The 26,652-nt window shown below is 62.4% G+C and carries 20 protein-coding genes; 8 read left to right on the forward strand and 12 right to left on the reverse strand.

Annotated elements, in window-relative coordinates; all coding sequences use genetic code 11:
* Positions 1–30 precede the first annotated feature (30 nt).
* The 5 genes from NUW13_02605 to NUW13_02625 form a co-directional block, all read right to left on the reverse strand.
* Positions 31–2,028, reverse strand: coding sequence for a dipeptidyl peptidase 3 (locus NUW13_02605; protein MCR4437920.1), 1,998 nt, complete (start codon positions 2,026–2,028; stop codon positions 31–33).
* Positions 2,029–2,581: 553 nt separating this feature from the next.
* Complete coding sequence (locus NUW13_02610) at positions 2,582–3,640, reverse strand: DUF4340 domain-containing protein (GenBank protein ID MCR4437921.1); 1,059 nt, start codon at positions 3,638–3,640, stop codon at positions 2,582–2,584.
* Positions 3,641–3,692: 52 nt separating this feature from the next.
* Positions 3,693–5,468: a GldG family protein gene (locus tag NUW13_02615; GenBank protein ID MCR4437922.1), complete on the reverse strand. Its 1,776-nt coding sequence runs from the start codon at positions 5,466–5,468 to the stop codon at positions 3,693–3,695.
* Positions 5,469–5,470: 2 nt separating this feature from the next.
* Positions 5,471–6,199 (reverse strand): ABC transporter permease subunit, encoded by a 729-nt coding sequence (locus NUW13_02620; GenBank protein ID MCR4437923.1) that lies wholly within the window; start codon positions 6,197–6,199, stop codon positions 5,471–5,473.
* Between the two features lie 15 nt (positions 6,200–6,214).
* Positions 6,215–7,192 (reverse strand): ABC transporter ATP-binding protein, encoded by a 978-nt coding sequence (locus tag NUW13_02625; protein MCR4437924.1) that lies wholly within the window; start codon positions 7,190–7,192, stop codon positions 6,215–6,217.
* Between the two features lie 475 nt (positions 7,193–7,667).
* On the opposite strand from NUW13_02625, the gene NUW13_02630 reads away from it, so the two are divergent.
* Complete coding sequence (locus tag NUW13_02630; protein MCR4437925.1) at positions 7,668–8,726, forward strand: hypothetical protein; 1,059 nt, start codon at positions 7,668–7,670, stop codon at positions 8,724–8,726.
* A gap of 43 nt (positions 8,727–8,769) precedes the next feature.
* On the opposite strand, the gene NUW13_02635 is transcribed toward NUW13_02630, so the two are convergent.
* From NUW13_02635 to NUW13_02660, 6 genes are all read right to left on the reverse strand, one after another.
* The gene (locus NUW13_02635; GenBank protein MCR4437926.1) at positions 8,770–10,170 is read right to left on the reverse strand and encodes a hypothetical protein; all 1,401 of its coding nucleotides are present in this window, start codon (positions 10,168–10,170) and stop codon (positions 8,770–8,772) included.
* 28 nt (positions 10,171–10,198) lie between these two features.
* Entirely contained in the window at positions 10,199–11,323 is a 1,125-nt protein-coding gene (locus NUW13_02640; GenBank protein ID MCR4437927.1) for a hypothetical protein, read from the reverse strand.
* Between the two features lie 26 nt (positions 11,324–11,349).
* On the reverse strand, positions 11,350–12,663 hold the full coding sequence (locus NUW13_02645; GenBank protein MCR4437928.1) for a tetratricopeptide repeat protein: 1,314 nt from the start codon (positions 12,661–12,663) through the stop codon (positions 11,350–11,352).
* A gap of 36 nt (positions 12,664–12,699) precedes the next feature.
* A complete protein-coding gene (locus NUW13_02650; GenBank protein ID MCR4437929.1) occupies positions 12,700–13,401 on the reverse strand; it encodes a hypothetical protein in 702 nt (233 codons plus the stop codon).
* 344 nt (positions 13,402–13,745) lie between these two features.
* Positions 13,746–15,074 carry a type I glutamate--ammonia ligase gene (gene glnA / locus NUW13_02655; GenBank protein ID MCR4437930.1) on the reverse strand — a complete coding sequence of 443 codons (1,329 nt, stop codon included), beginning with the start codon at positions 15,072–15,074 and terminating at the stop codon, positions 13,746–13,748.
* Between the two features lie 363 nt (positions 15,075–15,437).
* Positions 15,438–16,358: an LD-carboxypeptidase gene (locus tag NUW13_02660; GenBank protein MCR4437931.1), complete on the reverse strand. Its 921-nt coding sequence runs from the start codon at positions 16,356–16,358 to the stop codon at positions 15,438–15,440.
* Positions 16,359–17,004: 646 nt separating this feature from the next.
* On the opposite strand from NUW13_02660, the gene NUW13_02665 reads away from it, so the two are divergent.
* Positions 17,005–18,726 carry an Ig-like domain-containing protein gene (locus tag NUW13_02665; protein MCR4437932.1) on the forward strand — a complete coding sequence of 574 codons (1,722 nt, stop codon included), beginning with the start codon at positions 17,005–17,007 and terminating at the stop codon, positions 18,724–18,726.
* Between the two features lies 1 nt (position 18,727).
* A complete protein-coding gene (gene lysA / locus NUW13_02670) occupies positions 18,728–19,969 on the forward strand; it encodes a diaminopimelate decarboxylase (GenBank protein MCR4437933.1) in 1,242 nt (413 codons plus the stop codon).
* Here the strand turns inward: lysA and NUW13_02675 are convergent.
* Positions 19,947–20,105, reverse strand: coding sequence for a hypothetical protein (locus NUW13_02675; protein ID MCR4437934.1), 159 nt, complete (start codon positions 20,103–20,105; stop codon positions 19,947–19,949). The two genes, lysA and NUW13_02675, sit on opposite strands and share 23 nt — an antisense overlap.
* Between NUW13_02675 and dapF the strand changes: the two genes are divergently transcribed.
* From dapF to NUW13_02700, 5 genes are all read left to right on the forward strand, one after another.
* Entirely contained in the window at positions 20,104–20,907 is an 804-nt protein-coding gene (gene dapF, locus NUW13_02680) for a diaminopimelate epimerase (protein ID MCR4437935.1), read from the forward strand. The genes NUW13_02675 and dapF overlap by 2 nt on opposite strands.
* Positions 20,908–21,088: 181 nt before the next feature.
* Positions 21,089–23,281 carry a CHASE2 domain-containing protein gene (locus NUW13_02685; protein MCR4437936.1) on the forward strand — a complete coding sequence of 731 codons (2,193 nt, stop codon included), beginning with the start codon at positions 21,089–21,091 and terminating at the stop codon, positions 23,279–23,281.
* Positions 23,278–24,807: a DUF488 family protein gene (locus NUW13_02690; GenBank protein MCR4437937.1), complete on the forward strand. Its 1,530-nt coding sequence runs from the start codon at positions 23,278–23,280 to the stop codon at positions 24,805–24,807. The genes NUW13_02685 and NUW13_02690 overlap by 4 nt, the downstream gene beginning before the upstream one ends.
* A complete protein-coding gene (locus tag NUW13_02695) occupies positions 24,782–25,291 on the forward strand; it encodes an NYN domain-containing protein (protein ID MCR4437938.1) in 510 nt (169 codons plus the stop codon). Before NUW13_02690 ends, NUW13_02695 begins: the two co-directional genes overlap by 26 nt.
* Complete coding sequence (locus tag NUW13_02700) at positions 25,243–26,634, forward strand: ATP-binding protein (GenBank protein ID MCR4437939.1); 1,392 nt, start codon at positions 25,243–25,245, stop codon at positions 26,632–26,634. Before NUW13_02695 ends, NUW13_02700 begins: the two co-directional genes overlap by 49 nt.
* Positions 26,635–26,652: the final 18 nt, after the last annotated feature.

Genomic DNA, 26,652 nt, shown 5'->3' on the forward strand with positions numbered 1-26,652 from the left:
CGGTTGAGGAGGCCCCCGCAGAAGCTTCCGCTACCGCGGGTAGCCCGCGTAGCGCAGCATCTGGCCCAGGAAATCACAAGGATAGGTCACCATGACATCTATGGGCTTGCCATTCGCGTCGGTGACCAGGGACAACTCAGGATTCACGTAGGCAGTGTAGGTGGGCAAGTCGAGCTTGGCAAAACGCGCCACTACCTCATCGCGCAGCACAGGATCGAGAGAGCTGCCGTAGGTGGTGACTAGCGCCCGGGCCGCCTGATAGTCCCCTTGCGCCTTGATGCGCATGATCTCGGCCAAGAGGCGCCCCACGCCGGCATGCATCGCCGCATAGTGCCTCACGCGCAAGTAGCTCTTCCCCCCTTTGCGCTCCAAGGCGATGGCGTCGGTGGTGGCACGCAGGTAGCTGACGATCAAGTGGGCGGCGCGGTCGTGGTCCTCTTCGATGGTCGTGGCGTGCGGGTACAGGCGGAGCAGGGTCAGGTCATCGCGCGCATAGTCGTCGTAGGCAGCCTTGCCGACTTCCTCAGAATTGCTCACCAGGCCGATCTCCACCAGCTTGGGGTCGAAGATGTTCCACAGTGCCATTAGGTCCGCGCGGGCCTCCTCCAGCGTCGAGTAGTACTCCCTGAGAAAGTCGGAGGGGTCCCTGCCCAGAGCCGGGTCTGCTTTGCCACTGCCATGGCCGACCACTTCGTGCAGCGCCAGGCAGGCGTCGGCCGCCTGGTCTCCCCACTTCTTGGCGCGTCGCAGTTCGCCGCTTGTGGCGCAGAACTCACGCAGCAAGGCTTCCGATTGGGCACGGCGCCGCGCGGCAATCATGTTCTGCAAGGTGATGCTCTTGCTGCCATGTTGCTCGCGGATCCACTGCTCATTGGGCAAGTTGATGCCCGCCCAGCCGATAGGTCCTTGATCCCCGGTCTGCGTGAGCACCTTGATGGCACTTGCTACCGGCGGGTGCACGCCCTGCTTCTTGAAAGCTTCGTCCCAAGGCGCACGATCTTCGAAATACTGGGCCGCAGCCGCCAAGGCGCGCATCTTCGCCGTGGTCTCCTCGTCGACAAAGAAGACGATCCCTTCCCAGGCGCCCTTCACCGCACGCGCGTCAAGGTAGGTCTCCACAAAGCCATTGATGGTATCCACGAGCGGGTCGTCGCGCACCCATAGCAGGTAAAAGTTGTAGAACTCCCGGACGTCGCCGGTCCGGTAGTAGGCGATCAGGTGCCGCAACGCCTGACGTTGTGCTCCCTCCGCCACGGCCTCTGCCCGCTCCAAATGGGAAACGACCGCCGCCAACTCGGCAGCATAGCGTCCAGGCGGAATGCTGTCGGTGCCAACCCGGTAGACCTCCTCCACCAACTGTCCATCTCTCTTCACCAGGCGAGAGTTGAGCGGGTAGCGCTCGGCAAACCGCTCCACCTCGGCCAGCGTGACGCCTTCGTACAGGTTGTTGGCGCTGGCGGTCAGGATGTCCTGACCAGGTCCCGGCGTCTTGTTGGTCTTGAAAGGCTCATAAGCCGGGTCAAAGATGGTTGGGCGCAGGCGTTCTATCAGTGCCTCCAACGATTCGCCCTCTGCACCCTGGATCGAGGCGCCATTGCGCACGGCGATGCGCGCGGCGGCAAGCAGCTCCTCGGGGGTAAAGTCGGGCACGAACTTGGCAAACGACCGGCTGTAGTAGTGGCCATTGTTGATCCACACCAGCTTGGCATAATGCACGATGCGATCCAAGAGCGGCTGCTCGATGCCCTGCGGGTGGAGGATGATCTGCTCGAGCATGCGGCGGATCTCCAGGGCGTGGCGGTGATTCTGGTCGTACATGATGTCGCGCCCGGCGATGGCCGCCTCACAGAGGTGGTAGGCGAGCACTTTCTGCTGCAGGGGCAGACGCTCGAATCCGTCCGCATACATCTGCACGATCTGCGTGTTCCCCACCCGTTCGAGGAAATAGCGGCGTTGGTTGCCCCCACACGCCACGAGGAGCACCGCCAACACGATGGCGCCTAACGAGTACGTCGCTTTGCCAGCCAAGCTTCCTCCCTGGTCCAGTCAAACTTTCCAACAAGCGGCAGGGTAAGATACGCAATCCACAGTGCAAAAGCAACGAATTTTTCGCGCCAGGTCCGCGCAACAGGTGCCACAAGCCTCGCAGCGACCGGCCAAGGGTCGACAGACAACATGAAGAACCTTTCCCGTGCCCCCGTGCAACAAAGATCTCGGGTTTGCGGCCGGAGACTGCCGGTGCGCCGTGCCGACGCCCACGCGGGCTGGTCATCATGCTACAGGTGCAGCCTCCCTTGCGCATGTGGACTGCGAGCAGGGTTCCTCACCGGCTCATGCGCCGGAGCCCCGGCGAGGAGCCTCCTGCGTTGACCTCTCTGGTCACCCCGTTGTCTTTCTCTCGCTCCCTTTTGGATTGGCGGAGGCCCCACACCTCCGTATGGTGAGGACGGCAACGACCGTTCCTGCGACCCCTGAGGAGGGCAAGGAGCTCCCAGGCGCGGCAGCCGCCAGATCCATGCAGTGCTTGCCCCTAACAAAAAAGCCCTCCCGCAATATGTGGGAGGGCTCGACGTTAGGCACCTTATGCCTTGCTGACCTTCTTGGGCAGCTCGTCGATCCACTTGGTCAAAGCATCGTACTTGATCTTGGCCACTTTATAGACCAAGTTGTCGTACTGCACAAACATGAAGTAGCCTTTGTCCTTCTCAAACTCGCGGCCGAACACGACGTTGTAGCGCGAAGGATCATTCTGCTTCGTGAAGACCATGAAAAGGCTGGGCCGGTCAAACTGGTAGCGGCTCTGCTTGCCCAGGTCGGCCAGGGTGTTGCCAATTCGGTCGACCACTTCCTGCGCGTAAACATAGGTCACGTCGCCCAGGAATCTATCCACTTCTTTTTGGTCGATCTTGAGCTGCCGTCCGCCGCGGACCAACACCCATTCGTACTCCTTCCTGCTCGCCGAGTCCGAGCTGGCGGAGGCGGCCTTTTGCACGCGGCGGATGACCACCTCTTTCCCGCCGCTGGCCATGGCTACCAGCTCGAGGTCCTTCTTCTCCAGCTTCACCGCGGTGAGGTCCACAAAGGAGTTGTCATTAAAGCGCGACAGAGTATCCAACTCGCCGTAGATGGCCAAGCTGGAGAGTATGTTCTTGTCCACGGCATAAATCTTCTCGCGATTGGCGAAACGGACAAAGCCGGTGTTGTAGTCGTCACCCCGCTTGCCGATAATCAGGTTGGCCAAGGGTTTCTGCGCAGCGTCCTTGAGGATCAAGTGCACGCCCTGGTCGTCCCCGACCTGGAAGGTCGCAAAGTGCTTGGGGTCAGCGGCCCTCACCCTGCCGGTCATCTCCAGTAGGTCGTCGATGATGCGGTTGACGCTGTACTCGCGCGCCTTGGCGTTGAGCCTGGTGGGAATGTACCACTGCTTATCCTTTTTCACAAACTCCATGCGGATCTCGCCACCGGGGGTCTGCTTGTACACCTCGATGGCCTGCACATCGTCGCGGCCCACGCCGATGACCACACTCTGCTGCAGTTCATCAACGTTGACCGTCTTCATGCGCGGCTTGGTCACGAAAAATAGCAGCAGCAGCGCGCAGAAGACGCCACCCAGGATGTAGAGTTGCTTTTCCTTCATCATAGCGCTTCCCTCATTGCTTACTGGCACGTTCCCTGGGGCGCCAGCCCATGCCTCACTTCATCTTCCGCCGCATGGTGAGCACCACGCCGAGCGCCACAAAGCAGAGAGCCGGGAACCAGACGACGAAGAACTTGGCCAGCGACTTGCCAAAGGCGCTGGTCTCTTTGATGCGCCGCGCTTCGATGTTCTTGGCGCGGATGTGAATGAGCTCATCGCCAAGCGTCAAGGCATCCACACTGTTCAGCAAGAGCGCCTTGTGGCTGTCCACGGCACGGAGCACGTCATCCTTGAACATGTTGCTGCAGCCGTAGGCGATGATCTTGGTCGGGGCGCCCGGTCCGGTAATGAGCGGCGCAGCCGTGCTGTCCACCCCAGAACCTTCGCTGGACCACTTCGGAGGCGGCTGGTCAAGGTAGCGAGCGCTGAAGGTTCCCTCAATCAGCACGCCGAGCGGCTGCCGCCGCAAAAAGTCGCCGGAGGCCGGCTCGGAGGTGTCCACAGGCCGATAACCCAGGCTCTCTGTAGTCCAACTATGGTTGCTTGAGGTAAAAAGTACGGTCGCCTTGAGATGGTCCTTTTCCAAGATCTCGTTGTACAGGTTCAGCCGGTTGCCGTACATGTAGAACAGCTCGGTGATCTTGTTGGCCACCGATACACGGCTGTTGATGTTCTCCTGGTTGACCTTGATGATGACCGGCTTGCTCACCGGCTCGTAGCTCTGCTCCTGGATCTGGAAGATACCCATGCGTCGGGTGCGGTAGGTAGGCACCTGGACGAAGGCGGCGCTGCGGTCCATGAAGATCTTGGTGTCGATCTCAAAGCCATAGTTCTTCGTTAGGCTGTTGATGTTGATGCGGGTAGGCATGGCCTGCACATCGAATCCCCCAGATGCGCCGCCGCGGGCGGGGTAGATCTGGTAGTTGTACGTCTGCCCCGCTAACACCAACCGCACGCCCTTGTGCACCAGCCGGTCGATTTCGTAGAGCTGCCGTTCGGTGAGCGGTTCGTCCACCATCATCACCATCGTCTGGATGTCGCCGGGGATGGTGTCATCCTTGGTGATGTTGGTGCGAACCACGTCATAGCCGGCGTTGCGCAGCAGCTCGACTGCCATGCTGTAGGCATCAGGCGGCGACTGTTGGAACTGGCGGTACTGCGGAGGAGTCTCGGGCTGGTCCGGGAAGAACCCCACCTTAGGCCGCTTGGTGGCAGTCAGCTTGTAGATGCGGGAGACGATCTCATATTCCAAGCTGCCGAACATCTCCGGCCGCACTTGCTCGATCACATCTTCCTTGCGGTCCAGGTAGGATAGGACAAGCGACGAGTAGATACGTTTGACGGCAAATTCGTCGCGCTCGGCGCTCTGCACGCCAAATGGCCCCACCCCCTTTTCCGCCAGTCGCTCGGCAATGCGTTTGCGCGGCGCGGGTTTGCTGGCTTGGCCCTTCTCCTCCTTCTCTTTGGCGCGGCGTTCCTCGTATGCTTCGCGCTCCTCCTCAGCAGAGGGGTCGAACACCTTGTAGGTGACCCTCCCCTTGGAGGCCAACTTCAGCTCCTCAAGCTTGTCGATGACGTCCCGCTCCAAGTTCTTCCACTTGGTCGGCATCTTCTCCGACGAGGAGACGTAGTAGGTGATTTCGATGGGCGCTTCTAACCGCGACAAAATCTTCTCCACCGAGGGCGAAAGTTTGTAGACCTGCTCGGCAGTCAGGTCGAAGCGACCGAGGTTGAGATTGTCGAAAACCATGATGACCAACAGGGCGATGCCCAAGAGCAGCCCTGAGCCGATCAAGAAGGTCCTAATGAAGAGCTTGCGTAGGTTCTTCATGGCTAATACTTTCTCCCATCCAGGTACTTGATGTTCAACGTGATGAACAGAGCACTCAAGGAGAGGAAGTAAACGAGGCTGCGGACGTCAATCACGCCGCGAGCGATGTCGTTAAAGTGCCGGGTGACGCCCACGTAGCTGTACAAGAAATCGCCGAGACCAGGGAACCACCCGTCGATGACCATCGGCACGTACTGCCAGCCAATGAGGGCAAAGAACCCGCACACCAGGCTGGTAATAATCAGCGAAACGATCTGGTCGGCAAAGAAGCCGGAGATGAAGATGCCGACCGCCAAGTAGAAGGCGCCCAAGAGCACCGCGCCGAAGTAGCCACCGATGATGGGCCCAAAGTCCGGCTTGCCCAGGAACAGCAGCATGATGGGAATCGCCAGCGTGCCAGCCAGCGCCACCAGGTAGAAGGCAAGGCCGGCCAAGTACTTGCCCAGCACCACGTGCTCGGCCTTCATGGGCAGCGTGAGCAGCAGTTCGATGGTGCCCAGCTTCTTCTCCTCAGACCACAGGCGCATGCAGATGGCCGGGATGAAGATCAGCGCCAAGGTCACCGGCAGCGCCGAGAAGAACGCGCGCATGTCGGCGTTGCCGAAGAAGAAGAAGTGAAACATGTACAAGCCGCAGTTGAGCACGATGAAGATGATGCTGAACACGTAAGCTATGGGTGAATAGAAGTAGGCGGCGAACTCCCGTTTGAAAATGATCCAGATGTCTTTCATGTCTCGCCTCCCTTCTTACGCCTGAGCTTGCTTTCCAGGCTGCCCGGCGCGCTCCTCTGCGCCGCCGCCTTGGGTGAGAAGGATGAACGAGTCCTCCAGCGACAGCTTCTCCGGATGGAACTCCAGAATGTCCCACTGGGCCTCACGAATGACGCGGTTCAAATCCGCGATGAGGTCCTTGCCCGCGTCGTAAGAGAGGGTGCAGCGCGTCACGCCTCGCTCCCCACCGTCGCGGAAGGTGACGTCCAGGAGATTGTCCAGCCCCTTCAGGCGCTGCTCCACCTCCTTGCGCGGCGCTTTCACCGCCAAGGACAACGACGTGCGCGTTGCCAGCTTGTTGCGCAGCTCCTCGAAATTGCCGTCGGCCACCAGCCTGCCCTGGTTGATTACCAACACGCGATCCGCAACTGTGGCCACCTCCGGCAAGATGTGCGTGCTGAGGATAATCGTCTTGTCGTGTGCCAACTTCTTGACCAGATTGCGGATGCCGATGATTTGCAGCGGGTCAAGACCCGAGGTGGGCTCGTCCAGAATCAGAACATCTGGGTCATGGATGAGCGCCTGGGCGAGGCAAGTGCGCTGGCGAAAACCTTTCGACAGCACGCCGATCTTGCGCTTGAGCACCGACTCCAGGCCGCAGGCCTCAATTACCCACGCCATGCGCTCGTTCAGCTTGCCGTTCAGGTGCCTGGCCTCGCCAATGAAGCGGAGGTACTCGGAGACCAACATGTCGGCGTACAGCGGCACTGTCTCCGGCAGGTACCCGATGATGCGGCGCACATCGTAGGGGTTTTCCAGCACGTCGTAGCCCCCCACCCGTGCCGTCCCCGAGGTGGGGGCCGTGTAGGTAGTGATAATCTTCATTGCCGTGGTCTTCCCGGCACCGTTCGGCCCCACAAAACCCACGATCTCACCCTTCTTGATCGTGCAGGTCACATCCTCGAGGGCAGTGGTCAAGCCGTACCGCTTGGTGAGGTTCTGCAGTTCGATCATGGCTATCCCTCTGTTTTGACCTCCACTATGCCCACTGAAAACTCAATTCGCCGAATTGAACGAGAAAAAAGCCTTTGGAGTTCCGGCGAAATTCGCATAGATTTTCGCGCTGGCTTATATACAAAATTTCCGTCTTTTCGTCAACCGAAAAGTGAGCTGGCAGGGAAGGAGCTGCGGGGAGTGTGGGAAGGCAGACGGTCGCCACCCCCAAGCGGCGACGGTGATCGCCTATGACGGACGGAGCTATCGGCCAGGGTTTCCCAGCAAGCGCCGGCGGAGAGCCTCCGGCGCCAACCTCGTGCACGAGGATGGACTCAGGCTGGTCTGCACCGCCCGTGTGGCGAAGAGGCGTGCCTTCGCCGGCCTGATCTGGCCGCCATGACGCCGTGTGGCACTCGCCTTTTGCTCCGATCATACCTGCTGCTCTCGCATGACGCTGGAGGCGCAAGCCAGTACCCCCATTCCGAGGTCACTCATGCCAAGACAAACTTTGCAGGCCCAAAAAGTCCCGCGTCTGCTCAGTACCTTGAGGCACTCCACTCATCCGGCCAGGACCTGCCCCACTGCGCTGGCGGGCTTGCTTTTCTGGGGGCTTTTGCCAGGGACGAGCACCGCACAGAGTTGGAGCACGACTGGCAGAGTCGTTGGCTTTGAGACCGGAGCCACCATCTCGCTTGGCGCTTACAAGGCATACGCCAGCGCCTTTGTGAATCTTGCGCGAAGGCAGGGCACACCAGTCTTCCTTACCGGAAATGAGGGGCGCATTTACGCCTATTTGGGCAGGCGGCTCCTTTCCCCTAAGTACCTGGTGGTGCAGGCCACCCTCTACCCGCTGGCGACCCTCAGCAGCTACGCGGAGACCTACCATCCGCGGCAGTTCGACCGCCTCGAAGTAGCAGGCTTCAACGTCTTGCGCTCCCTCGGCTCTGGCAGCGAGGAACCGTACGCGCTTTCCCTGCTGGTTGGCAACATCGCGTTCCTCGGTTACTACGAGCATGCGGAGGGCTCTGTGCGGGTTCGCCAGGCCGGTTCAGCGCTCGCCGGCCTGTTGCTCTCCACCGGCCACTGGCACATCCACGACAACATCCGTGTGAACGACCGCTGGTGGCAGGCGGAGCTGATCCTCAAAGGCACCTCAAGCCGCCCCGGCCTGGAGAAGCTGGAATGGAACTTTCGCGGCGGGGTGAAACTGCACGGCAATCACCTTGCCCCGGACGCTGTCGCCTTCGCCCTGTTTCGCGACGATGTTCACTGGCAGGCACGTGGCTTTTCCCTCCTAGCCAACAGCCAAATCGCCTACGAGGTACGCTTCCCTCTTGACGAGCAAGACCAGGCCATGCCGTTTGTTGTCAGGCACCTGTTCAGATACGGGAAAAAGTTCCCACTGCGCATGGGGGGCAAGCGGATGGTCCCGCAACTCGGCGGCGGGGTCTTGTGGGAGTGGGTGCGAAGTTACGACCGCCAGGCACGACGGTTCCAGCCACACGGGGCCGGACAGTGGGTTTGGCTCATCCAGCCCACCGTCTCGTTTTGACAGTGGCGGCGCTCAGGCCGCGACCTTCTCCGACGGCCCCGCCTCAGGGACGGGTCATCCTCAGGTCGTCGTAGAACTGCACCGACGTGCCAGAGGCAAAGTCCTGCGCCGCCAAGACCAGTGCGTCCCACTGCTCGCCAGAGAGGTAGAACATGGAGGCCTTCTGTTCGCCGTCCACAAAGACGTTGCCATGCGGGTAGACCAGCTCCACGCGCACTGTGTACCAGGTCAGGGGCTCGTAGGGTTGCAGCTCCGTGCGCTGGTCTTTTCTGGCGGCGTAAATGTGGCCATCTTCAGCGAATTCTATCCAATCGACAAAGGCGCCCCCTCCGGCAGCGCCACGGTTGAATAGGCCCACGACAGCCCCGCTGCCACCCTCTTGCAGCAACACGCTCACCTGGATGGTGAGGCTGTCTGCACGCCGCAGCGGCAAGAGGTCGCGCCTCGGGTGGCCCGGGGATGATTCCTGGCGAAAGCTCTGCGCGCCACTAAAGGCATAGGCTCTGCTCACGCCGCCGCCTACTCCCGGCGCCAGCACTTCCCACCCCCCAGCGGATGGGTAGGCGCCCACGGCGTACGTTTCAAAGTCCTCGGCCGCCAGCAGCGTAGCCAGCGCAATCGTAACCTGCGCCATGGCAGTGTCGCCTTCGAACACCGCGAGCACGGCTTCCTGGCCAGTGGCCTGCAGCCCCGCCAGGAAGAGGCCGGTGTCGTCAATGCTCCCGGCGATGCCTGGCTGCACGGACCAGACTGCGTGCTTGGTCACATCCACCTCTCGACCATCGGAGTAGTACGCAGTGCAGCGGAAGCGCTGGCTCAGGCCGTTCTTCAGGGGAGCAAAGTACGGACGCACCTCTAGCCAATAGAGCTGCGGCCCCACATCCCAGACCTGCACCGCGGCGCGGGCAGGTTCTCCTTCCCGCACCATGACCTCGCCTTCGCCCCAGTAGCGAATACTGTCGCCTTCGATCATGCCCACGCAGAGGTAGTTCAGCCCAACCACCCCTGTGACGGTCCCCTTGGCATAGTCCCCCTCGATGCTCAACGCCTGGTCGGCGACCACTCGGAAAAAGTCGCCAAGCAGCTTGCGCCATTCGGCCCAATACTTCAGGTCTCCTGGCCAGCTGTCGCGCGCGTGCACATATTTGTGGTACTCTTCCGACTCGAAGTGCTGCGACGCACTGTCATAGGCAGAAACGTCCAGGACCATCGCCCTGACGATGTCCACCTTCTCCTGGCCAGTCCTTTTGGCGAGAGGTTGTGCCGGCGCAGAGGGCCGCTCCGGGACTTTGCCGATATGCGGTGCGCCTGCCGGGTCAAAGACAAAGCGCAGCGTGATGCTCGGCTCGCCTCCGTCACTGGTCGGCTGCTTGCTGCACTGCAAGGAGAGCATGAGGCTGCCCGCCGCAAGCAGGCACGCGCCTATCGTCAATCTCGTCATCATGGAGAACCTCTTTCTTTCCCCCAAGGGGTCACAAAAAGTATCGGAACAAGGCATCCACCACAAAGCCTGTCAGATGTGCTTTCTTCGGGCCGCTCTTGAGATTCCCGGTGTAGTAGCGGATGCCCAGGTCGCCGTCGATTTTGCTCCCCAATCTCAGCAGAGCGCCGCCGCCCAGGCCAACCAGGAGTGCGGAGCCGGTGCCATACTCATTGTCGCCGTACGCCTTCAGGTCCACCAGTGCCTTCGGGCGCGTGCCCTGCGCAGCGCCGAAGAGCATTTGCGAGGAGAACTCGAACTCGTTCCCGTTGCTGTTCTTGCGCTCCTCGGCAAACAGATCACCAATCCCTGTCTTGTTGCGGCCCTTCAGCCGCTCGCGCAACGTGAGGAGCAGATCGAAGGAACCCGGGCGTGCGAGCAGGCCGCCCTGGATGAGCAGACGGTTGCCGCTCTTGAACACCACCTGGCCTGCCCCCCTGTCTTTGCCATAGATGCTGTACACCAGGTCGGTGGTCAGGCGGGCGTCGTTGCCGAACAGGGTCAGGGCGCGATCGATGCCCGCCGACAGCGTCAGTTCGCCGCCAGGCTTGTACTCATAGTCCATCCCGTGGAACGGGCGGAAGGCACCTTTTGCTAAGTAACTGGCTCCTGCCCCCAAAACAAAGTCACCGAGCTCCGCCGCAGTGGCCAATCCCACATGGAGATCGAGGCCCTGGCCCATGTTGGGCACGCGGAAGCCTAAGGCATGCAACGCCAGCACGTTGGAAACGTTGAACTCCTCTGCAGTAAGCGAGTGCCTGCCCGTGGGAAAGTTTGCGCCAAAGGTGAACAAGAAACGGCCATTCGGCGTCCAGTAGTGGCCGCTGATGCGCGTGTCGGAAAGCCCACCCAACTGGTTAGCGGCGACCGTGGTCAGCTTGGAAAAAGCTGGCGCCGTCGCCACCACCACCCGCATGCGCTCGTTGACCGGATACACGAAGCTCACCGGTAAAGCGACCTGATTGACCTTGTTAGTACCAGCCGTCCACCACTGGCCAGTCACTCCCGCTCCCAAGGATACCCGGCTCTGCAGCCTGCTCAGCAGCGCTTGGGCCCGAGAAGCCCCAGGCATTAGCGCGCCGAGCAGCAGAATGTAAACAAGGGCGTCACGCTTCATTTCAGCACCTCGCCACCGGTATCTGTTCACTTGGGAATAGGAACCACCACTTCGATGCTGGCGCCAGAACCAAAGCTCGACTGGCTCTGCTCCTGCAGGGGTTGTCGCGCATCGACACCGGGCACAAATCCGGCGCTGAGCTGTTGCTGCGTCTGCTGCAGCCGGTCCAGAGTCGACGGTTTGAGCGCCTCGGCCACTGCCGGAGGTGGCTCGAGGGTCTTCTTCAGCTCCTGGATGTCCTGGCTGCCCACTTGCATCGCCTCCACCTGGGCTACCGCAGCGTTGGCAGCCTTGAACCTGGGGTCAAGTTCGGCTGCCTGTGCGTAGGCCTCCCGCGCAGCGTCACACATGCCACGATCTTCATAGTCCAGGCCCTTGCAGTAGGCCAAGAAGGCGAGCATGTTCTCCGTGGGGATGAGCAGGATCGCATCACGCTCTTCCTGGCTCAAGGGCACGCCGATTTGGTCGAGGATGCGGAAGACCAGCGCCTTCTCCATGCGGAAAAAGTCCTGCACAGAACCGCTGATGCGGCGCGGGCCACTGATGGTGCGGCTCCTGGTGTCCACCAGGGCTGCCTCGATGCGCAGCTGCTCCCCTTCGAGGCCCAAGAATCCGCCCTGCACGACTTTGGCCACGCCCAGCAGGCGGCCCAGCCGCGGCGCAGTGGTTTCGTCGACCAGGCCAGTCATGCCCAGGACAATCTCCTCGAGCAAGGCCTGCATCCTGGCCCGTTCGATGACGCGCAGCGCCTTCGCCTTGGACAGGTCGGTGATGAGCATCTCGGCTATGCCCTTCTCCAACGGGTCGAGCTCCTCGGGACCGCCCAACCGGGCGAAGTTCAGCACAGCCACCGCATTGTGCGGGATGCGCACGGTATCAAGGGCTGCCTCATTGGCCAAGGCCTGCCGCGCCTGCTCGGCCAAGCGCCGCCGCAGCAGCACCTGCAGTCGCCCTTCCAAGGCGCGCCTCATCTGGCTCATGCCGCCCACGCGCGTGTACCGCCGGTACATGTCGATGGCCCCATCCAGGTCGCCGGTCAATTCGTACGCGGAGCCAAGGTAAAAGAGCGTGCGCGCGTCGGTGGAATCCAGCCGGAACGCCCTCCTCAGCACCGAGATCGCCGCGGCATAGTCCTCCTTGCCATAGAGGGCAATCCCTGTGTCGCGGAGAACAAGTGGGTCTGCGCGTCGCTGCTCTAAGGCGATGGCTAAGTGAAGGAGGGCAGCGTCGTAGTTTTGGCGGCGTAACTCGCTCTTCGCCTGGCCGTAGTGGGAAGCAGCGCATCCCATGAGGACCAGGCTCAGGCCCAAGGCAAAGCTCAGAACAAGACTTCTCCGCACGAGGATTTCCTCCTGTGCCAATGGGCGCCAGGCCCGCTACTTGAGATGCACTTGGATCTGCATCAGGCGTTGCTTAGCTTGCGCGAAGGAAGGGCTCACGGCAAGGGCTTTGCGGTACATCTTGTAAGCCTCAAGAGGCTGGCCGCTGTCCTCAAATTCCAGCCCCTTGGCGTACAGGACAGCCGCTTCAAAGGAAGCCTCGCCACTTTCCTCCAGCCGCGCGCGGTCCTCCTTGGTGAGCGCTACATCCAGGTCACGGACAATCTTCTCCGTGAGTCGCTTGACCATGTCGAACAGCTTGTCGACCTTGCCGGTCTCTTCTTCAGCCTTTATGGTCAAGCCGGTCTCCACTTCCACGATCCGGGCGTCGATGCGCATCTTTCCGCCGAACATGTGCACATAGCTGCCCAACAAGAGGTGCTTCGCTCCCAACAGGCGACCCACCTGCACCGCGCTCTTTTCGTCGATGAGGCCGGCCTGGGGCAACTTCATCTCTTCTAAGAGCTGCTGCAGCTGCGCGCGCTCAATCACCTGCAAGGCACGTACCTTGGCAAGCTCGGTGATGAACATGTCGGCCAAGCCCTTGCTCAGCGCAGCCACCTCGTCCTTCTGCGCCAAGCTGTTGTTCTGGAAGTAAAGCACCGCAAGGGTCTTCGCTTGTTGGGCACCTAAGGGGATGGCAGCAGTGACAAGAAGAATAGTCAACAGGAGTGCCAAGAGTCGTTTCGAAGCGCACATAGTCAACCTCCCATTGGCTTGCAGGAACGGGTGGCTCCACCGGCAGAAAAAAGCAGGAGGCCCGGCTCAGCCTCTCAGCCGTCGTCCATCTGCCACTTTCCGTCCAATGCTAAGCAATTTGGCGGACAAATACAAGGATTTTCTGTTGGCCGTGCGAAAAACGGGGCATTGAGGAGCACCGAACTCTCGATCGCGGGCGAATGCCTGCCCCTGGCTTGTGCAGCCAGAAGCGAAAAGACCACGTTCTCTTGCCTCGACTCTGGGCTATGCCCGGCTGTCCCCGGGAGGTTTGGCTGCACACCAGGCTGCAGGTTCGCGCCCGCAGCGGCGTGGGAGCGGCGCGACTAATAGAGCTGCAGGTACTTCTGCACCTCCCAGGGGGTCACCTGCGCCCTGAAGTCTTCCCATTCGCGGGACTTGATATCCAAGTAGCGCTCGAAGAGGTGCTGCCCAAGAACCTTCAGAGAGAGCTCGTCTTTCTGCAACTCCTGCAGCGCCTCGTACAGCGAACTGGGCAGGAGCTCGATCTGCTTCGCCTTCAGGCCCTCTTCGTCAAAGAGGTACACATTCTCCTCCACCGGCTCTGGGGGCTGCCACTTGTTGCGAATGCCATCCAGGCCGGCCTCGAGCATGAAGGCAAGGGCCAGATAGGGATTGCAACTGGGGTCAGGGCAGCGCAACTCGATGCGCGCCGACTGCTTGCGGTCGTGAAACCATTTCGGCACCCGAATCAGCGCCGAGCGATTGATCCGCGCCCAGGTCACGTAGACCGGCGCCTCGTAACCGGACACCAGGCGCTTGTAGGAATTCACCGTCGGGCACAGCACCGCACACATCGCTCGGATGTGCTTGATGATGCCCGCCATGAAGTGATAGGCCAGCGGCGACAGGTTGTAGGGGTCGTCCGCATGGTAGAAGGCGTTTAGGCCCGACTTGAAGTCAAAAAGGCTCTGGTGCGTGTGCATGCCGTTGCCTGGCGCGCCGAACAGAGGCTTGGGCATGAAGGTGGCGTCCAGGTTGTACCGCTGGGCGATCTTTTTCACCGTGTACTTTAACGTGAGGATGCGATCGGCCGTCTCTAAGGCGTTGCCGTAGAGGAAGTCTATCTCGTACTGCCCGCTCCCGACCTCGTGGTGAGAGGCCTCCACCGGGATGCCGAAGCTGTGCAGCGCGCCGAGGATTTCGCGCATCACGAAGTAACCCTCATGCGAGGAAAAGTCAAAGTAACTCCCCTCGTCGATGGGCCGCTGTGCGTCCTGCTTATCCCTGCGGAAGAGGTAGAACTCCAGCTCCGGGCCGACATTGAACTGGAAGCCCATCTCCTGGGCGTCGGCCAGGGCCTTTTTCAGGACGTGGCGAGGGTCTCCTTCGTACGGGTTGCCGTCCCGGCCGAAGATGTCGCAGATCAGCCGAGCGGTTCTGCCGTTCTCCAGGAGCCAAGGCACCAGGGAGTAGGTGGAAAGGTCCGGCCGCAGGAAGAGGTCGCTCTCCTGGATTCTGGCGAAACCCTCCACCGACGAACCATCAAACCACACGCCGAACTCGGTAGCCTCTTTGAGCTGCCGCGCCGGGATGATGACTTCCTTGACTACGCCGAGAAGGTCAGTAAACTGCAGGCTGATGAACTTTACCTCCTCCTCCTCAACGCGCTGCAGGAGCTGTGTTCTATCCATCGAATAACCTCCCTCTGTGGATTTGAATGGCGCAAATATACGAAAATCCAGGGGGAGTATCAATGGCTATTCTTGTCGCGGCGGGTCCTTGTGGCAGGTCTTTCCCTGGGCACGGCGGGGTCTGGAGTCCGCCTTTGTGCGATGCCGCACAGCCGTTAGACCGCGTAGAGCAGCACGGCTTGCCCCAGGGCGGGGTCCGGAGTGCGCCGCCTTCATGCGATGCAGCGCGGCCGCAAGGCCGCGTTGGGGCGGGGTCGTCCCCACCCGGCAATGCATGAAGGCATTGCACCCCATATTCCATTTTGGCGAGTTGCCCGAAACTGCCGGGGCGGTGCCCTTCGCCCATCTCCGCCTACGGGCTGGTCAGCTCACCGCCGGTTCGTCGAGGGAAAGCCGCCCTGTCCTAGCGTCCAGCGTGGCCATGACGCCGATGGGCAACGTCGGCTTGTCGGCCGCGTGCCCAAGGGACAGACCAAACCCCACCGGCTTGCCAAGGTGCCCCAGCCGGTCGCTTACCACCTCCTCCACACTCAGCGTCGTGGCGAAGGCAGGCTGATAGTCGCGCGGGCCGCAGCGCTGCATCCGGTCAATGGCAATTCCCACAACACCCTCCAATTTACCCGCAAGCAGAAGATGCGTCAGGTGTCGGTCGATGGCGTACGGCTCCTCTCCCACCTCTTCGAGAAAAAGCAGGCGACCGTCGGTGTCCACCTCGTAGGGCGTGCCGAGCGAGGCGGCGACAAGCGTCAAGTTGCCGCCGATGAGAGGGCCACTGGCGCGGCCGGATAGGCCGCTCACCCCAATGGGAAGCGCTCCTGGTGCCTCGCCGATTTCGCCGAGCGGCTCATTCTTCATGAGCACGCGCTGCAGCAAGTCCACCGTGTACGGGGAAAAGGTCGACAGCGCCACAGGGCCGTGGAACGTCACCAGGCCGGTCATCTGGTGCACGGCCAGGAGCAGGATGGTGATATCGCTGTAGCCCAGCAAAATCTTCGGATGTGTCCGGATGTGCTCATAGTCCAGGTGGTTGAGGATGCGCAGGCAGCCATAGCCACCGCGCAGGGCGATGATGGCCTTCACCTGCGGGTCGTCGAACATCTCCTGCACGTCGGTGGCGCGCTCCTGGTCGGTGCCGCCCAGGTAGCCGTACTTCTTGCCCACATTCCTGCCGACCTTCACTTTGAACCCAAGCTTCTCCATGGTCATTTTCCCCTCGCGGATGGCCAAGGGCCCGAACGGTGCGCTGGCCGGACAGACCAGCCCCACCGTGTCGCCAGGGCGCAACCGCGGCGGCCTGATCAGGGGCTTGCGCTCGCGCTTTTCTGCCCCCCAGCGCCCGTGAGCCTGCCACCCCTGCAGCGCTCAAGGCCGCCACTTCACCCACGAACTGCCTGCGTGTCACTCCTTTCCGCTTCATGGTCCCTCCGAGGCTCTTCTTCGCACAACAATTACGTTGGCAATTGGGCGTTCTTTGCCGTCCTCTGGCGTCCGATTGGCCACCGTGCCGTGGATGGCCATGGTGGTGCTGCCGCCACCTGGCCGCCCGCCTTCGCGGAAGTGAGTCCAGCTCTGCCGCCCGGCTGCACCTCAACGGCGTTGCTGAGCACCTCAGGCGCAGAAGGACGCAACTGGTGGCGGTGCACCCCGGGCGCAACCTGTACCCCCCTGACCGCGCCGGGGAGAGCACCTCCTCCCACCCCCTCCGCGGCCGGCGCCAACCAATCCAGCAGCTGCAGCCACCATCGCATATGACCTCACCCGTGTGCCTGGCGATGTGCTCCTGCAATGATAGTAAATCCGCGCCGAAAAGCAACCGGTTTTCTTGCGCTTCTGCCCACCGAAGTGGGGAGCGCTGCCGGCTCTGGGGAGAGAAGAAAAGGGTTGAATTTCTCGCTCCATTTGGCTATTTTAGCACACGATGTCGAACCGTATGCGCAATCGCCGCCTGCGTGGTCTCTGCCTCGTGGCCCTGCTCGTTGTGGGCGGGTGCGCGCGGCAGGGTTTTCCGCCGGGCGGACCCGAGGACAAGACCCCCCCGGAGGTGGTCGCCACTTGGCCGGCGGGCAACGCCGTGCAAGTTCCTCCCTCGGTGCGGGTCTCCCTCACCTTCAGCGAAAAGATGCAGCGCCAGTCGGTGGAGCAGGCGCTGTTTGTTGTACCTAAACCGGCGGGCACCACCTCGCTGCGCTGGCGCGGCCGCACCCTTTTCATCTCCTTCTCCGAGGCTCTGCGCCTCGGTCGCACCTATGTGGTGACGGTGGGCACCGACGCCCGCGACCTCCGCAACAACCGAGTCAGCCAGGCCTTCTCCTTGGCCTTTTCCACGGGTCGCACACTGGACAGTTGCGCCGTGAGCGGTCGAGTGTTTGGCACCGGCCAACTGGCCGGCACGGCCATCTGGGCCTTCGACTTGTCCGCGGAGGCCTGCCCGGACCCGTCCAGGACCGTCCCGGACTATGTGACGCAGTGCGGGGCCACCGGCGAATACCTGCTACGCTCCATGGCACCTGGTGCCTACCGGCTGTTCGCGGTGCTGGACCGCGATGGCAACCAGCGCTATGACGCCGAGTACGATGCCTTGGGCGTTCCTGCCGGCGACGTCGAGCTGAGCGCCGAGGCCCCCTTGTTCCGGGGCTGCGACTTCCGCCTGGCGGTGCGGGATACCACTCCCCCGCGCCTGGAGTCAGCGACTGCCTCGGACGCGCGGCATGTGCACGTGCGCTTCAGCGAACCGATGCAGAGCTGGCCGCTCACCGTGCCCGACAACTATCTCATCCTATCGCAGGACGGCGGCGACTCGCTGCGGGTAATGGCCGCCTATGTGGACACGGAGCGGCCCAGCTTTGTGCACCTTGCAACCTCCCTGCAAAGGCCCGCATCCTACCGCCTCACCGTGCGCAGGGCGTGCGATGCCAATGACCTCTGCCTGCACGAAGCCACCATCGAGTTTGCGGGCAGCGGGCTTGCCGACACCGTGCGGCCTGCGCTGGTAAAGTCGGTCCCCAAAGACAGCGCCCGCGTCGTGCCATGCACCCTCACTTTGGCCTTCACTTTCAGCGAGGCCATGGACACCGCCTCCGTGCGCACGGCATTGACGTTCACGGACAGCGCCGGCGTGCTGATACCGGGCCGCCTGCAGTGGCCTTCCGCGGCGCAGTGCGAGTTTGTGCCACAGCGTCCCCTGGCCGGACGCTGCCGCCACCGAGCGACGCTGCTCGGCTCGCTGGCTCGCGACCTTTCCGGGCTGCCACTCCGCCTGGACACGGTGCGCGTCACCTTCTGGACGATGAACTGCGACACGCTCTCGTCGATTGCTGGCACGGTGCGGGACGAAGATCCTACTGCCACCGGGCCGGTGGTCATCCGCGCCAGCCAGGTACGGCCCAAGGGCGCAAGCCACGAGGTGATGCTCCCCGAACCCGGCCCCTACGAAATCGCCGACTTGCTGCCCGGAGTCTACCTCCTGGAGGCCTACCGTGACGAGGACGCCAACGGTCGCTACTCGCTAGGTTCGGCCTTGCCGTTCAGGCCAGCAGAGCGCTTTGTGGTGCTTGCCGACTCTGTGCAAGTGCGCTCCCGCTGGCCCAATGTGGGGAACGACATTGTCTTGCCGCGCTGGGGTGCACCAAGGACTTCCCAACTAGAGAGGTGAAATGCAGCCGACCATCCCGTTTTCGTTTCGCGATGACCAGCTTTGCTGCGAAGGGGTAAGTGTTGCCGCGCTTGCCGAAACCTACGGCACGCCGCTGTACGTGTACAGCAAGAACGGCGTGCTCAGCGCCTACCAGGCCATTGACCGGGCATTTGCGGACATTGCCCACGCGGTCTGTTATGCCCTGAAGGCCAACGCCAATCCCCATCTGCTGTGGCTGTTGGCTGCAGCGGGTGCAGGCGCAGACGTCGTCTCCGGCGGGGAGCTCCGCCTTGCGGAGCAGGCCGGCTTTGCTGCAAAGAGGACAGTCTTTGCGGGCGTCGGCAAGACCAATGAGGAAATCAAGCAGGCTATCGACGCAGGGATCGCGGCGCTGAACATCGAATCGCGGCAGGAGTTGGAGGTGACTGCGGCCCTGGCTACCGCTCTGGGGAAGAGAGCGCCGATTGCCATTCGCATCAACCCTGACGTGGATATCGAGGGGCATCCCTACCTGACCACCGGCCGAACGATCAACAAGTTTGGCATCCCTTTGGACGACGCGCGCGACTGCTGCCTCTGGGCCGCGCGGCAGCCGAGCTTGGAACTGGTCGGTGTGCACGCGCACGTGGGCTCGATGATCAAGAAGACGCTCCCCTTCCGTAGGAACGCCGAGGCATTAGCCAACTTCGTCAGTGAGCTGCAACGCCTCGGCATCGATGTGCAGCACATCGACATTGGCGGGGGAATTGGCGTGGACTATGCGCGGGTGCTCGCCGAGCAAGGCGCCCCGCTGTACATCGATCCGGAGGAGCTGGCCAAGGAGGTAGTGCCCATCATCAAGGCGACCGGTTGCGAGCTCTTCCTCGAGCCAGGGCGGGCAATTGTGGGCCCACACGGCATCTTGGTGACGCGGGTGGTCTTCACCAAGGAAAGTCGCGGCAAGCGCTTTGTGGTCGTGGATGCGGCGATGAACGACCTGATCCGCCCGGCGCTCTATGGGGCGCACCACGAGGTGCTGAAGCTCTACCGCAGCGATGGCCAGGCCAGCCCGGCCGATGTGGTGGGCCCGGTATGCGAATCCGGGGACTTTTTTGCCAAGGACCGGCTAATGCCGCCGGTGCAACGTGGCGACTTTTTGGCCATCATGACTGCCGGCGCCTATGGCTACGTGTTGGCAAGCACCTACAACCAGCGGATGAAACCCGCCGAGGTGCTGGTGGACGGCACCTCGCACCAGGTCATCCGGGAAAGAAGCTGGTGAGGGCGATCCAGACGCCCAGCTGGGTAGTGGGCGGATACAAAGACATGTCGGCGGTGGTCGTGAGGCTTGCGCCGCAGGCGGGCAACCTCCGCCAGGTACCCAGTTCCCCCTGCTGGCCAAGAGGGTAAAGCATCATGCGCCTGCGCTTCGTGAAGATGTCAGCCACCGGGAACGATTTTGCCGTGTTCGACAATCGGCAGGGATACTTGGACCTTCGCCGTCACCGCGCATGGTTGAGCTGGTTCTGCCAGCGCCGCACTGGCGTGGGCGCCGACGGGGTGATCTTGGTGCAGGATAGCGGCGCGGCGGATTTTGGCTACGTGCACATCAATGCCGACGGCAGCATTGCGGAGATGTGCGGCAACGGCTCGCGGGCCGTGGCCTTCTTTGCCCACCAGGAAGGGATCGCCGGCTCGCCCATGCGCTTTGAGATTGGCGGCCGCATCTACGCGGCATGGGTCGAAGGGAAGACGGCGACCATCCAGTTCGTGCCACCTTCTTCGCCACGCCTTGAGCCGGGCGTCGCCAAGGAGCCCTTCCTGCAGGAGGGAGGATTCATCGATACAGGCGTGCCGCACTACGTGCTCTTCGTGGAGGCCGTGGAGGGCATCGACGTCTTGAGCCTTGGCCGCAAGTACCGGCACCATCCCGCATTCGCGCCGCGCGGCAGCAACGTCGATTTCGTGCAGGTGGTTGACGAGCACCAGCTGCGCATGCGCACGTACGAGCGCGGCGTCGAGGACGAGACGCTGGCGTGCGGCACGGGCGCAGTGGCCTCCGCCATCATCGCGCATCTGCGGCGCGGCTGCCAGTCCCCCGTTGAAGTACTGGCTCCCGGAGGCCTGCTCCAGGTGACTCTTGACCGGGATTTCCGCCATATCACGCTTTCTGGAGAAGTGGACCCTGTCTTTGAGGGCCATATTGATGCGCCGGCGTAGGCTGGTCGCATCGCTACGCCACCCGGCGGTTGCGCGAAGACGGTGCTGGAGCAGCGGCCTTGCCGCTCGGGGCACGAGTTGCCGGAAGACACTGGCGAGCACCTCTGACCTGGCATTTTGCCTGGTGCGGGGCCGCTCTCAGCGTGCTTGAGCCGTAATCGTCTCCAAACTGCGAGGCACCATGTCTTTTGGGAAATGGCAAACGAAAGGCGCACTCCCTAAGGTAGCGATCGCCAGCCTTCTTGCCCTCATCGCGGCGGGGGCAGTGGGACTGGTGACTGAGCTGCAACTGGCCGGCATCGTCGACAGCTTTGAGGCCAAGACCTTGGACTGGCGCTACGGGCAACGGCTGGACAGGTTGGCGCAACAGCGGGACGGCGCTCCTTTGGACGACATCATCATTGTCGACATCGACGACCGCAGTTTGGACAAGCTGGGACCGTTCAGTCAATGGCCGCGCACCTACCATGCGCAGCTCATCGACTGTCTCACCTCAGGCCATGCCTTGGCCATCGCCTTTGACGTGCTGTTCGTGGAGCCGAGCCGCGACCCCAGCGTGGACGACTCGCTGGCGGCCGCCACCTTTCGCTCGGACATCGTCTACCATGCCATGGCCTTCTCCGCTGCCTCCCCGGACATCTTCCTCTATGCCATGACCACCCCACCTGAGGGTTTCCAGAGCGAGCGGTACTCGTTCTCTTTCGCTCGCCAAGCGACCGCGCGCTTTCCCTCCGCTGAGCGCATGGATGGCAAGATCGTGCGGCTGTACAATGCTGCTGCCGGCATCGGCTTTGCGAACTTTTCGCCCGACGACGACAGCGTGATTCGCCGCATGCCCATGTTCATCAACTTTGCCGGCAGGCAGTACCCGGCGCTCTCCTTGGCGGTTGTCAGAGGGCTGCTCAATCTCTCCGCCGAGGACATCAAGATGGTACCAGGCAAGAGGATTGTCCTGATGCCTCCTGGTTTGCCAGGGAAGCGGCTGGTCATCCCCATCGACAAGCACGGGCGGATGCTCATCAACTACCTGGGGACCATGGGCACTTTTAGGTACGTTTCGTACTATGACGTATTGATGCAGCGGGTGCCGGCAGAGTTGTTTGAAGGCCGCATTGTCATGGTTGGCACTTCGGCCGCCGGGCTCGCAGACATTCGTCCGGTGCCGTTCCAAGGGGCGTTTCCTGGAGTGGAAATCCATGCGACCATCATCCACAACATCCTCACCCAGCAGTACATCTTCCGGCCCAGCAAGGTGCTCATCTACCCCCTGGCCCTGGGCCTGGCCGTGCTGGTGGCCGTTGCGGCCATGCTCCTGCGTCCGTGGTTGAGTGGCCCGTTGGCCCTGTTCATCGGCGTTGCCTATCTGGTGCTTGCCTTCCAGCTCTTTGCCCATTCCGCCTTGTGGCTGGAGGTGGTCAGGCCGCTGGCCACCCTCCTGTTCGGTTTTCTCGGCGTGTTCATCTACCGCTACGTCGAAGAGGAGCGGAGCAAGCGCAGAATCAAAGGGATGTTTCAGTACTACCTGTCCGCCTCGGTGGTGGATGAGCTCATCAAGAACCCGGAGATGCTCAAGCTCGGCGGCGAGCACCGCGTCGCCACGGCTTTTTTCTCTGACATCAAGGACTTTACCTCGGTCTCCGAGGCGCTCACTCCCGAGGAACTGGTCACGCAGCTAAATGAGTACCTATCGGCAATGACCGCCATCGTGTTCGCGCACCACGGTTTCCTGGACAAGTACGAGGGCGACGCCATCATGGCGGTCTTTGGCGTGCCCGTGCCATCGGAGGAGCACGCCGTGAACGCCTGCCGCGCCGCCCTGGCAATGCAGCGCAAGCTGGTCGACTTGCGCCAGAAGTGGCAGGCGGAGGACAAACCCCACTTCCATGCCCGCATCGGCATCAACTCCGGACCGATGATTGCCGGCAACATCGGCGGCGAACAACGCTTCGACTACACGGTGATCGGCGATAGCGTGAACTTGGCCTCGCGTTTAGAAGGGGCCAACAGGAGCTACGGCACCAACATCATGATCAGCGAGTTCACGCACCAGATGCTCAACGGCAGGTTCGTGACGCGCGAGTTAGATCTGCTGCGCGTCAAAGGCAAGACCCTGCCCGTGCGCGTGTACGAGCTTTTGGCCGAGCACGCCGCTGAACTTGAGGAGCGGCAGTTGCGCGCTCTGGAGGTGTTTGCCAAAGGACTTGCAGCCTATCGCGCGCGCCAGTGGCAAGAGGCGCTGCGAACGTTTCGGGCAGCCTTGGAACTTCGGCCGGACGATGGGCCTTCCCGTGTCTACTGCGAGCGTTGCACGCTTTTCCTGCAAAGTCCCCCGGCCGCGGACTGGGACGGGGTTTTCGAGATGAAAACCAAATGAGTCCGGTGACATCGCCAAAAGAGCATCGGAGCATCCTGGTCAGCCGGCTCCGTTTCCTTGGCGATGTGGTGCTCACCACCCCGCTGCTGCGCGCGCTTCGTCGGGCGTTTCCGCAGGCGGGGATCGCCTATCTAGCGGAGAGCCCGTACATCGAGGTGCTCGTCAACCACCCGGATGTGGACACCCTGCTGCCCTTACACCGTCAAAGCCGCAGTGCGCAACTGTCCACGCTGCGGCAGCTGCGCCGGGCGCATTTTGACCTGACCATTGACCTGTTCGGCAACGCTCGCTCCGCCCTGTTGCTCTGGCTCACCGGTGCGCGCCAGCGGGTGGGTTTTGACTATCGGGGGCGTCGGCTGCTGTACACCACTGTCGTGCGACGCGATGCGCGGCCGAAGAGTGCGATAGAGTTCCATCTGGAAACACTCAGACCTCTCGGCGTAGCGCCGGCTGGCTTGGAGACGCACTTGGCCACCTCGCCCGATGAAGATGCCTGGGCCGTGAACTACCTGCACGAAAAAGGGGTGGGTGCGCACGAGCGCCTGGCAGTGGTGCACGCCGGCGCTTCGTGGCCGGCCAAGCGCTGGTTTGCCGAGCGATTTGGAGAACTGGCCAGGCGGATGGGCACAGAACTGGGCACGCGGGTGCTGCTCACCACCGGTCCGGGCGAGGAGGAACTTGTCGCGCGCGTGGCGCAGGTGGCGCCTGAGGCCGTGGTACTGGAAGTGCTCCCCATCCGCCGGGTGATGGCCGTAGTGAAGCGTTGCCAGGTACTCGTGGCCAACGACTGCGGCATCCTGCACTTGGGGCCGGCTCTGGGCACGCCGACCATCGGCATTTTTGGCCCTGGCGAACCGGAGATCTGGTTTCCTTACTCACCTGCAGCGGGCCACTATGCGGTGCACCAAGAGCTCGACTGCAGCCGCTGTCAGCGCGACTTTTGCGAGGAGCTCCGCTGCATGGCCGCCATCCAGGTGGATGAAGTGCTGGCGGCTGTGGCGCACGCGCTGCAGCAAGGTGCAGCCCGCAGACCCACCGTCTACACGGTCGGCCACTCCTCCTTGAGCCTGGCGGAGTTTGTGGCGCGGCTGCGAGCCCATGGGATCCGGCGCGTGGTGGATGTGCGGCGCTTTCCGACCTCGCGGGCCTTCCCCCATTTCAGCCGCGACGCCCTTGCCGCGACGCTTCCTGCAGCGGGGATCGACTACCGATGGCTTGGCCAGGGCTTGGGGGGTTTTCGCAGCGGCGGCTACCAGGGGTATATGCAGACCCCCGACTTTGCCGCGGCGCTGGCAGAACTGAAGAGCTTGGCCGGCGAGCTGCGCACCGCAGTGATGTGTTCGGAAGCGCTCTTTTTCCGCTGCCACCGCCGCTTCATAGCAGAAGAGCTCGTGCGCCAGGGCTGGCGGGTGGTGCACATCATCGACGAGTCCCACACGCGGGAGCACCGCCTGCGCCAGGCGCATCACTCTGGGCAAGACATGGGGGGAGGGAGCACTGATGACCAGGCAGAAGGTCATCGTTGACGGCTACAACGTGATCCACGCGGTGCCTGCTCTTGCGGCGCGACTCAATCAAGACCTTGGCAGCGCGCGCGTTGCCCTGCTGCAGCGGCTTTGCGCCTATGTGAGCAAACGCCACCTCGAGCTGGTGGTCGTGTTCGACGGTGCGGAGGTGCACCCGGTAGAGGAGCGCGCGGCCCCGCCGGGGGTGCGAGTGCTCTTCTCCCGTCCGCCGCAAACCGCTGATTCGCTTATCGAACATCTGCTCTTGAGTGAGGCTCACCCACGGAGCGTGACTTTGGTGAGTGGCGATCGACACCTGGTCGGGGTGGCGCGAGAGCGCGGCGCCACAGTCCTCTCGCCTGCGCAGTTCTTCAAAAGGATGGACAATCGGCCGCGCGGCGAGGACTTTGCCGATCAGAAATTCGGCCGCGAGCTAACTGAGGAGGAAATGGCCGAATGGCTCGCCCTGTTCGGCGAGAAGACCCCACGCCCACTTCGTCCCTGAGCGAGTTCGGTGGAGTGCAGCAGTCAACCGTCCGTCGGCGCCGCATGTTCGTTGCCGCGGTGGTGGGTGCTTCGCTGCTGGTGCTCATCGCCCTCAACGCCGCCAGTTGGCTCTTCGTCAAGCGGATGACCAGCTACCTGGACAGCGAGCTGGGCAGGCGGTTGGAGACGGTGGCGCGTCTGGCCAGCCGCTCCTTGGAACGACAGCGCATCGACTACCTCAGCGGCGAAGATCGCACGCTGCTGGCGCTTGAACTGCTGCGCTTGCGTCGCGACGCCCAGCTACAGGCCGTGCACATCATCGACGCCGACTACCGCATCGTGGCCAGCTCGCAGCCCTATGTGGGCACCGGCGAGCCTCTGCATTACCTGCGCGCCGACAGCCAATGGGTGGCCCGGGCGTGGGAAGGCGAGGCAATCGCCGGGCCGTTGCGCTCGCTGGGCAGCAACCGCTTCAAGGTAGCCTATGCGCCCTTGCACGACCTGGGGGGTGCAGTTGTCGCCGTGCTCTCAGCCGAGGCAAGCGCCGACTTTTTCGAGCTGCTCAGCCTTTATGATCGCGCGCGCCTGGTCGGCCTGCTGGCAAGTGGCGCCCTCCTGCTCCTCCTGACGCTCTTCCTGCTCTGGTCGCTCACCCTCTTGCTGCGAACAGAGGCTTCCCTGCGCCAAGCCGAACGCCTGGCCACCATCGGACACATGGCTGCCACCGTCGCTCACGAGATCCGCAACCCACTGGGCATCATCAAGACCACGGCGGATGTACTTCGCCAGCGATACTGTCCACCAGGCCATAGCGATGAGTTGTTCGACTTTATCCCGCAAGAAGTGTCGCGACTCAACCGTCTGGTGGACAACTTCTTAGTTCTCTCCAGGGGACCAAGGCTTGCAATGGAGCAGCAGCGCGCCCAAGAGGTCATCGGTCGAACCATTGCGCGGTTGCGGCCGGAGTTTGAGAAGGAGGGCATCTCCTTGCTGGCCCAAAGCGACGAGAACTTGCCTGCCTTTCCGTTCGATCAGGACGCCCTGCAGCAGATGCTCCTCAACCTGTTACTCAACAGCCTGCAGGCGACTCACAGCGGCGGCTGCGTCACCGTGACGGCAACCACGGTCGACAGCCGGCGGGGAGCAGCCGTGCGCATCTCGGTGCACGACAATGGCTGCGGCATAGAGGGCGACCCGCAGCTAATCTTCGAGCCCTTCTACACCACCAAGCCATCAGGAAGCGGCCTGGGCCTGGCAGTCACCAAGAGGCTCATCGAAGCACACGGCGGCTGGATCGAGGTGGCAAGCGGTCGCCACACCGGCACCGACTTTAGCCTCTACTTTCCGCTGCGGGTCAAGTGAGGCCGCACGTCCTGGCGG

It is taken from the genome of candidate division KSB1 bacterium, assembly GCA_024655945.1.
GTDB lineage: Bacteria > Zhuqueibacterota > Zhuqueibacteria > JANLFK01 > Oleimicrobiaceae > Oleimicrobium.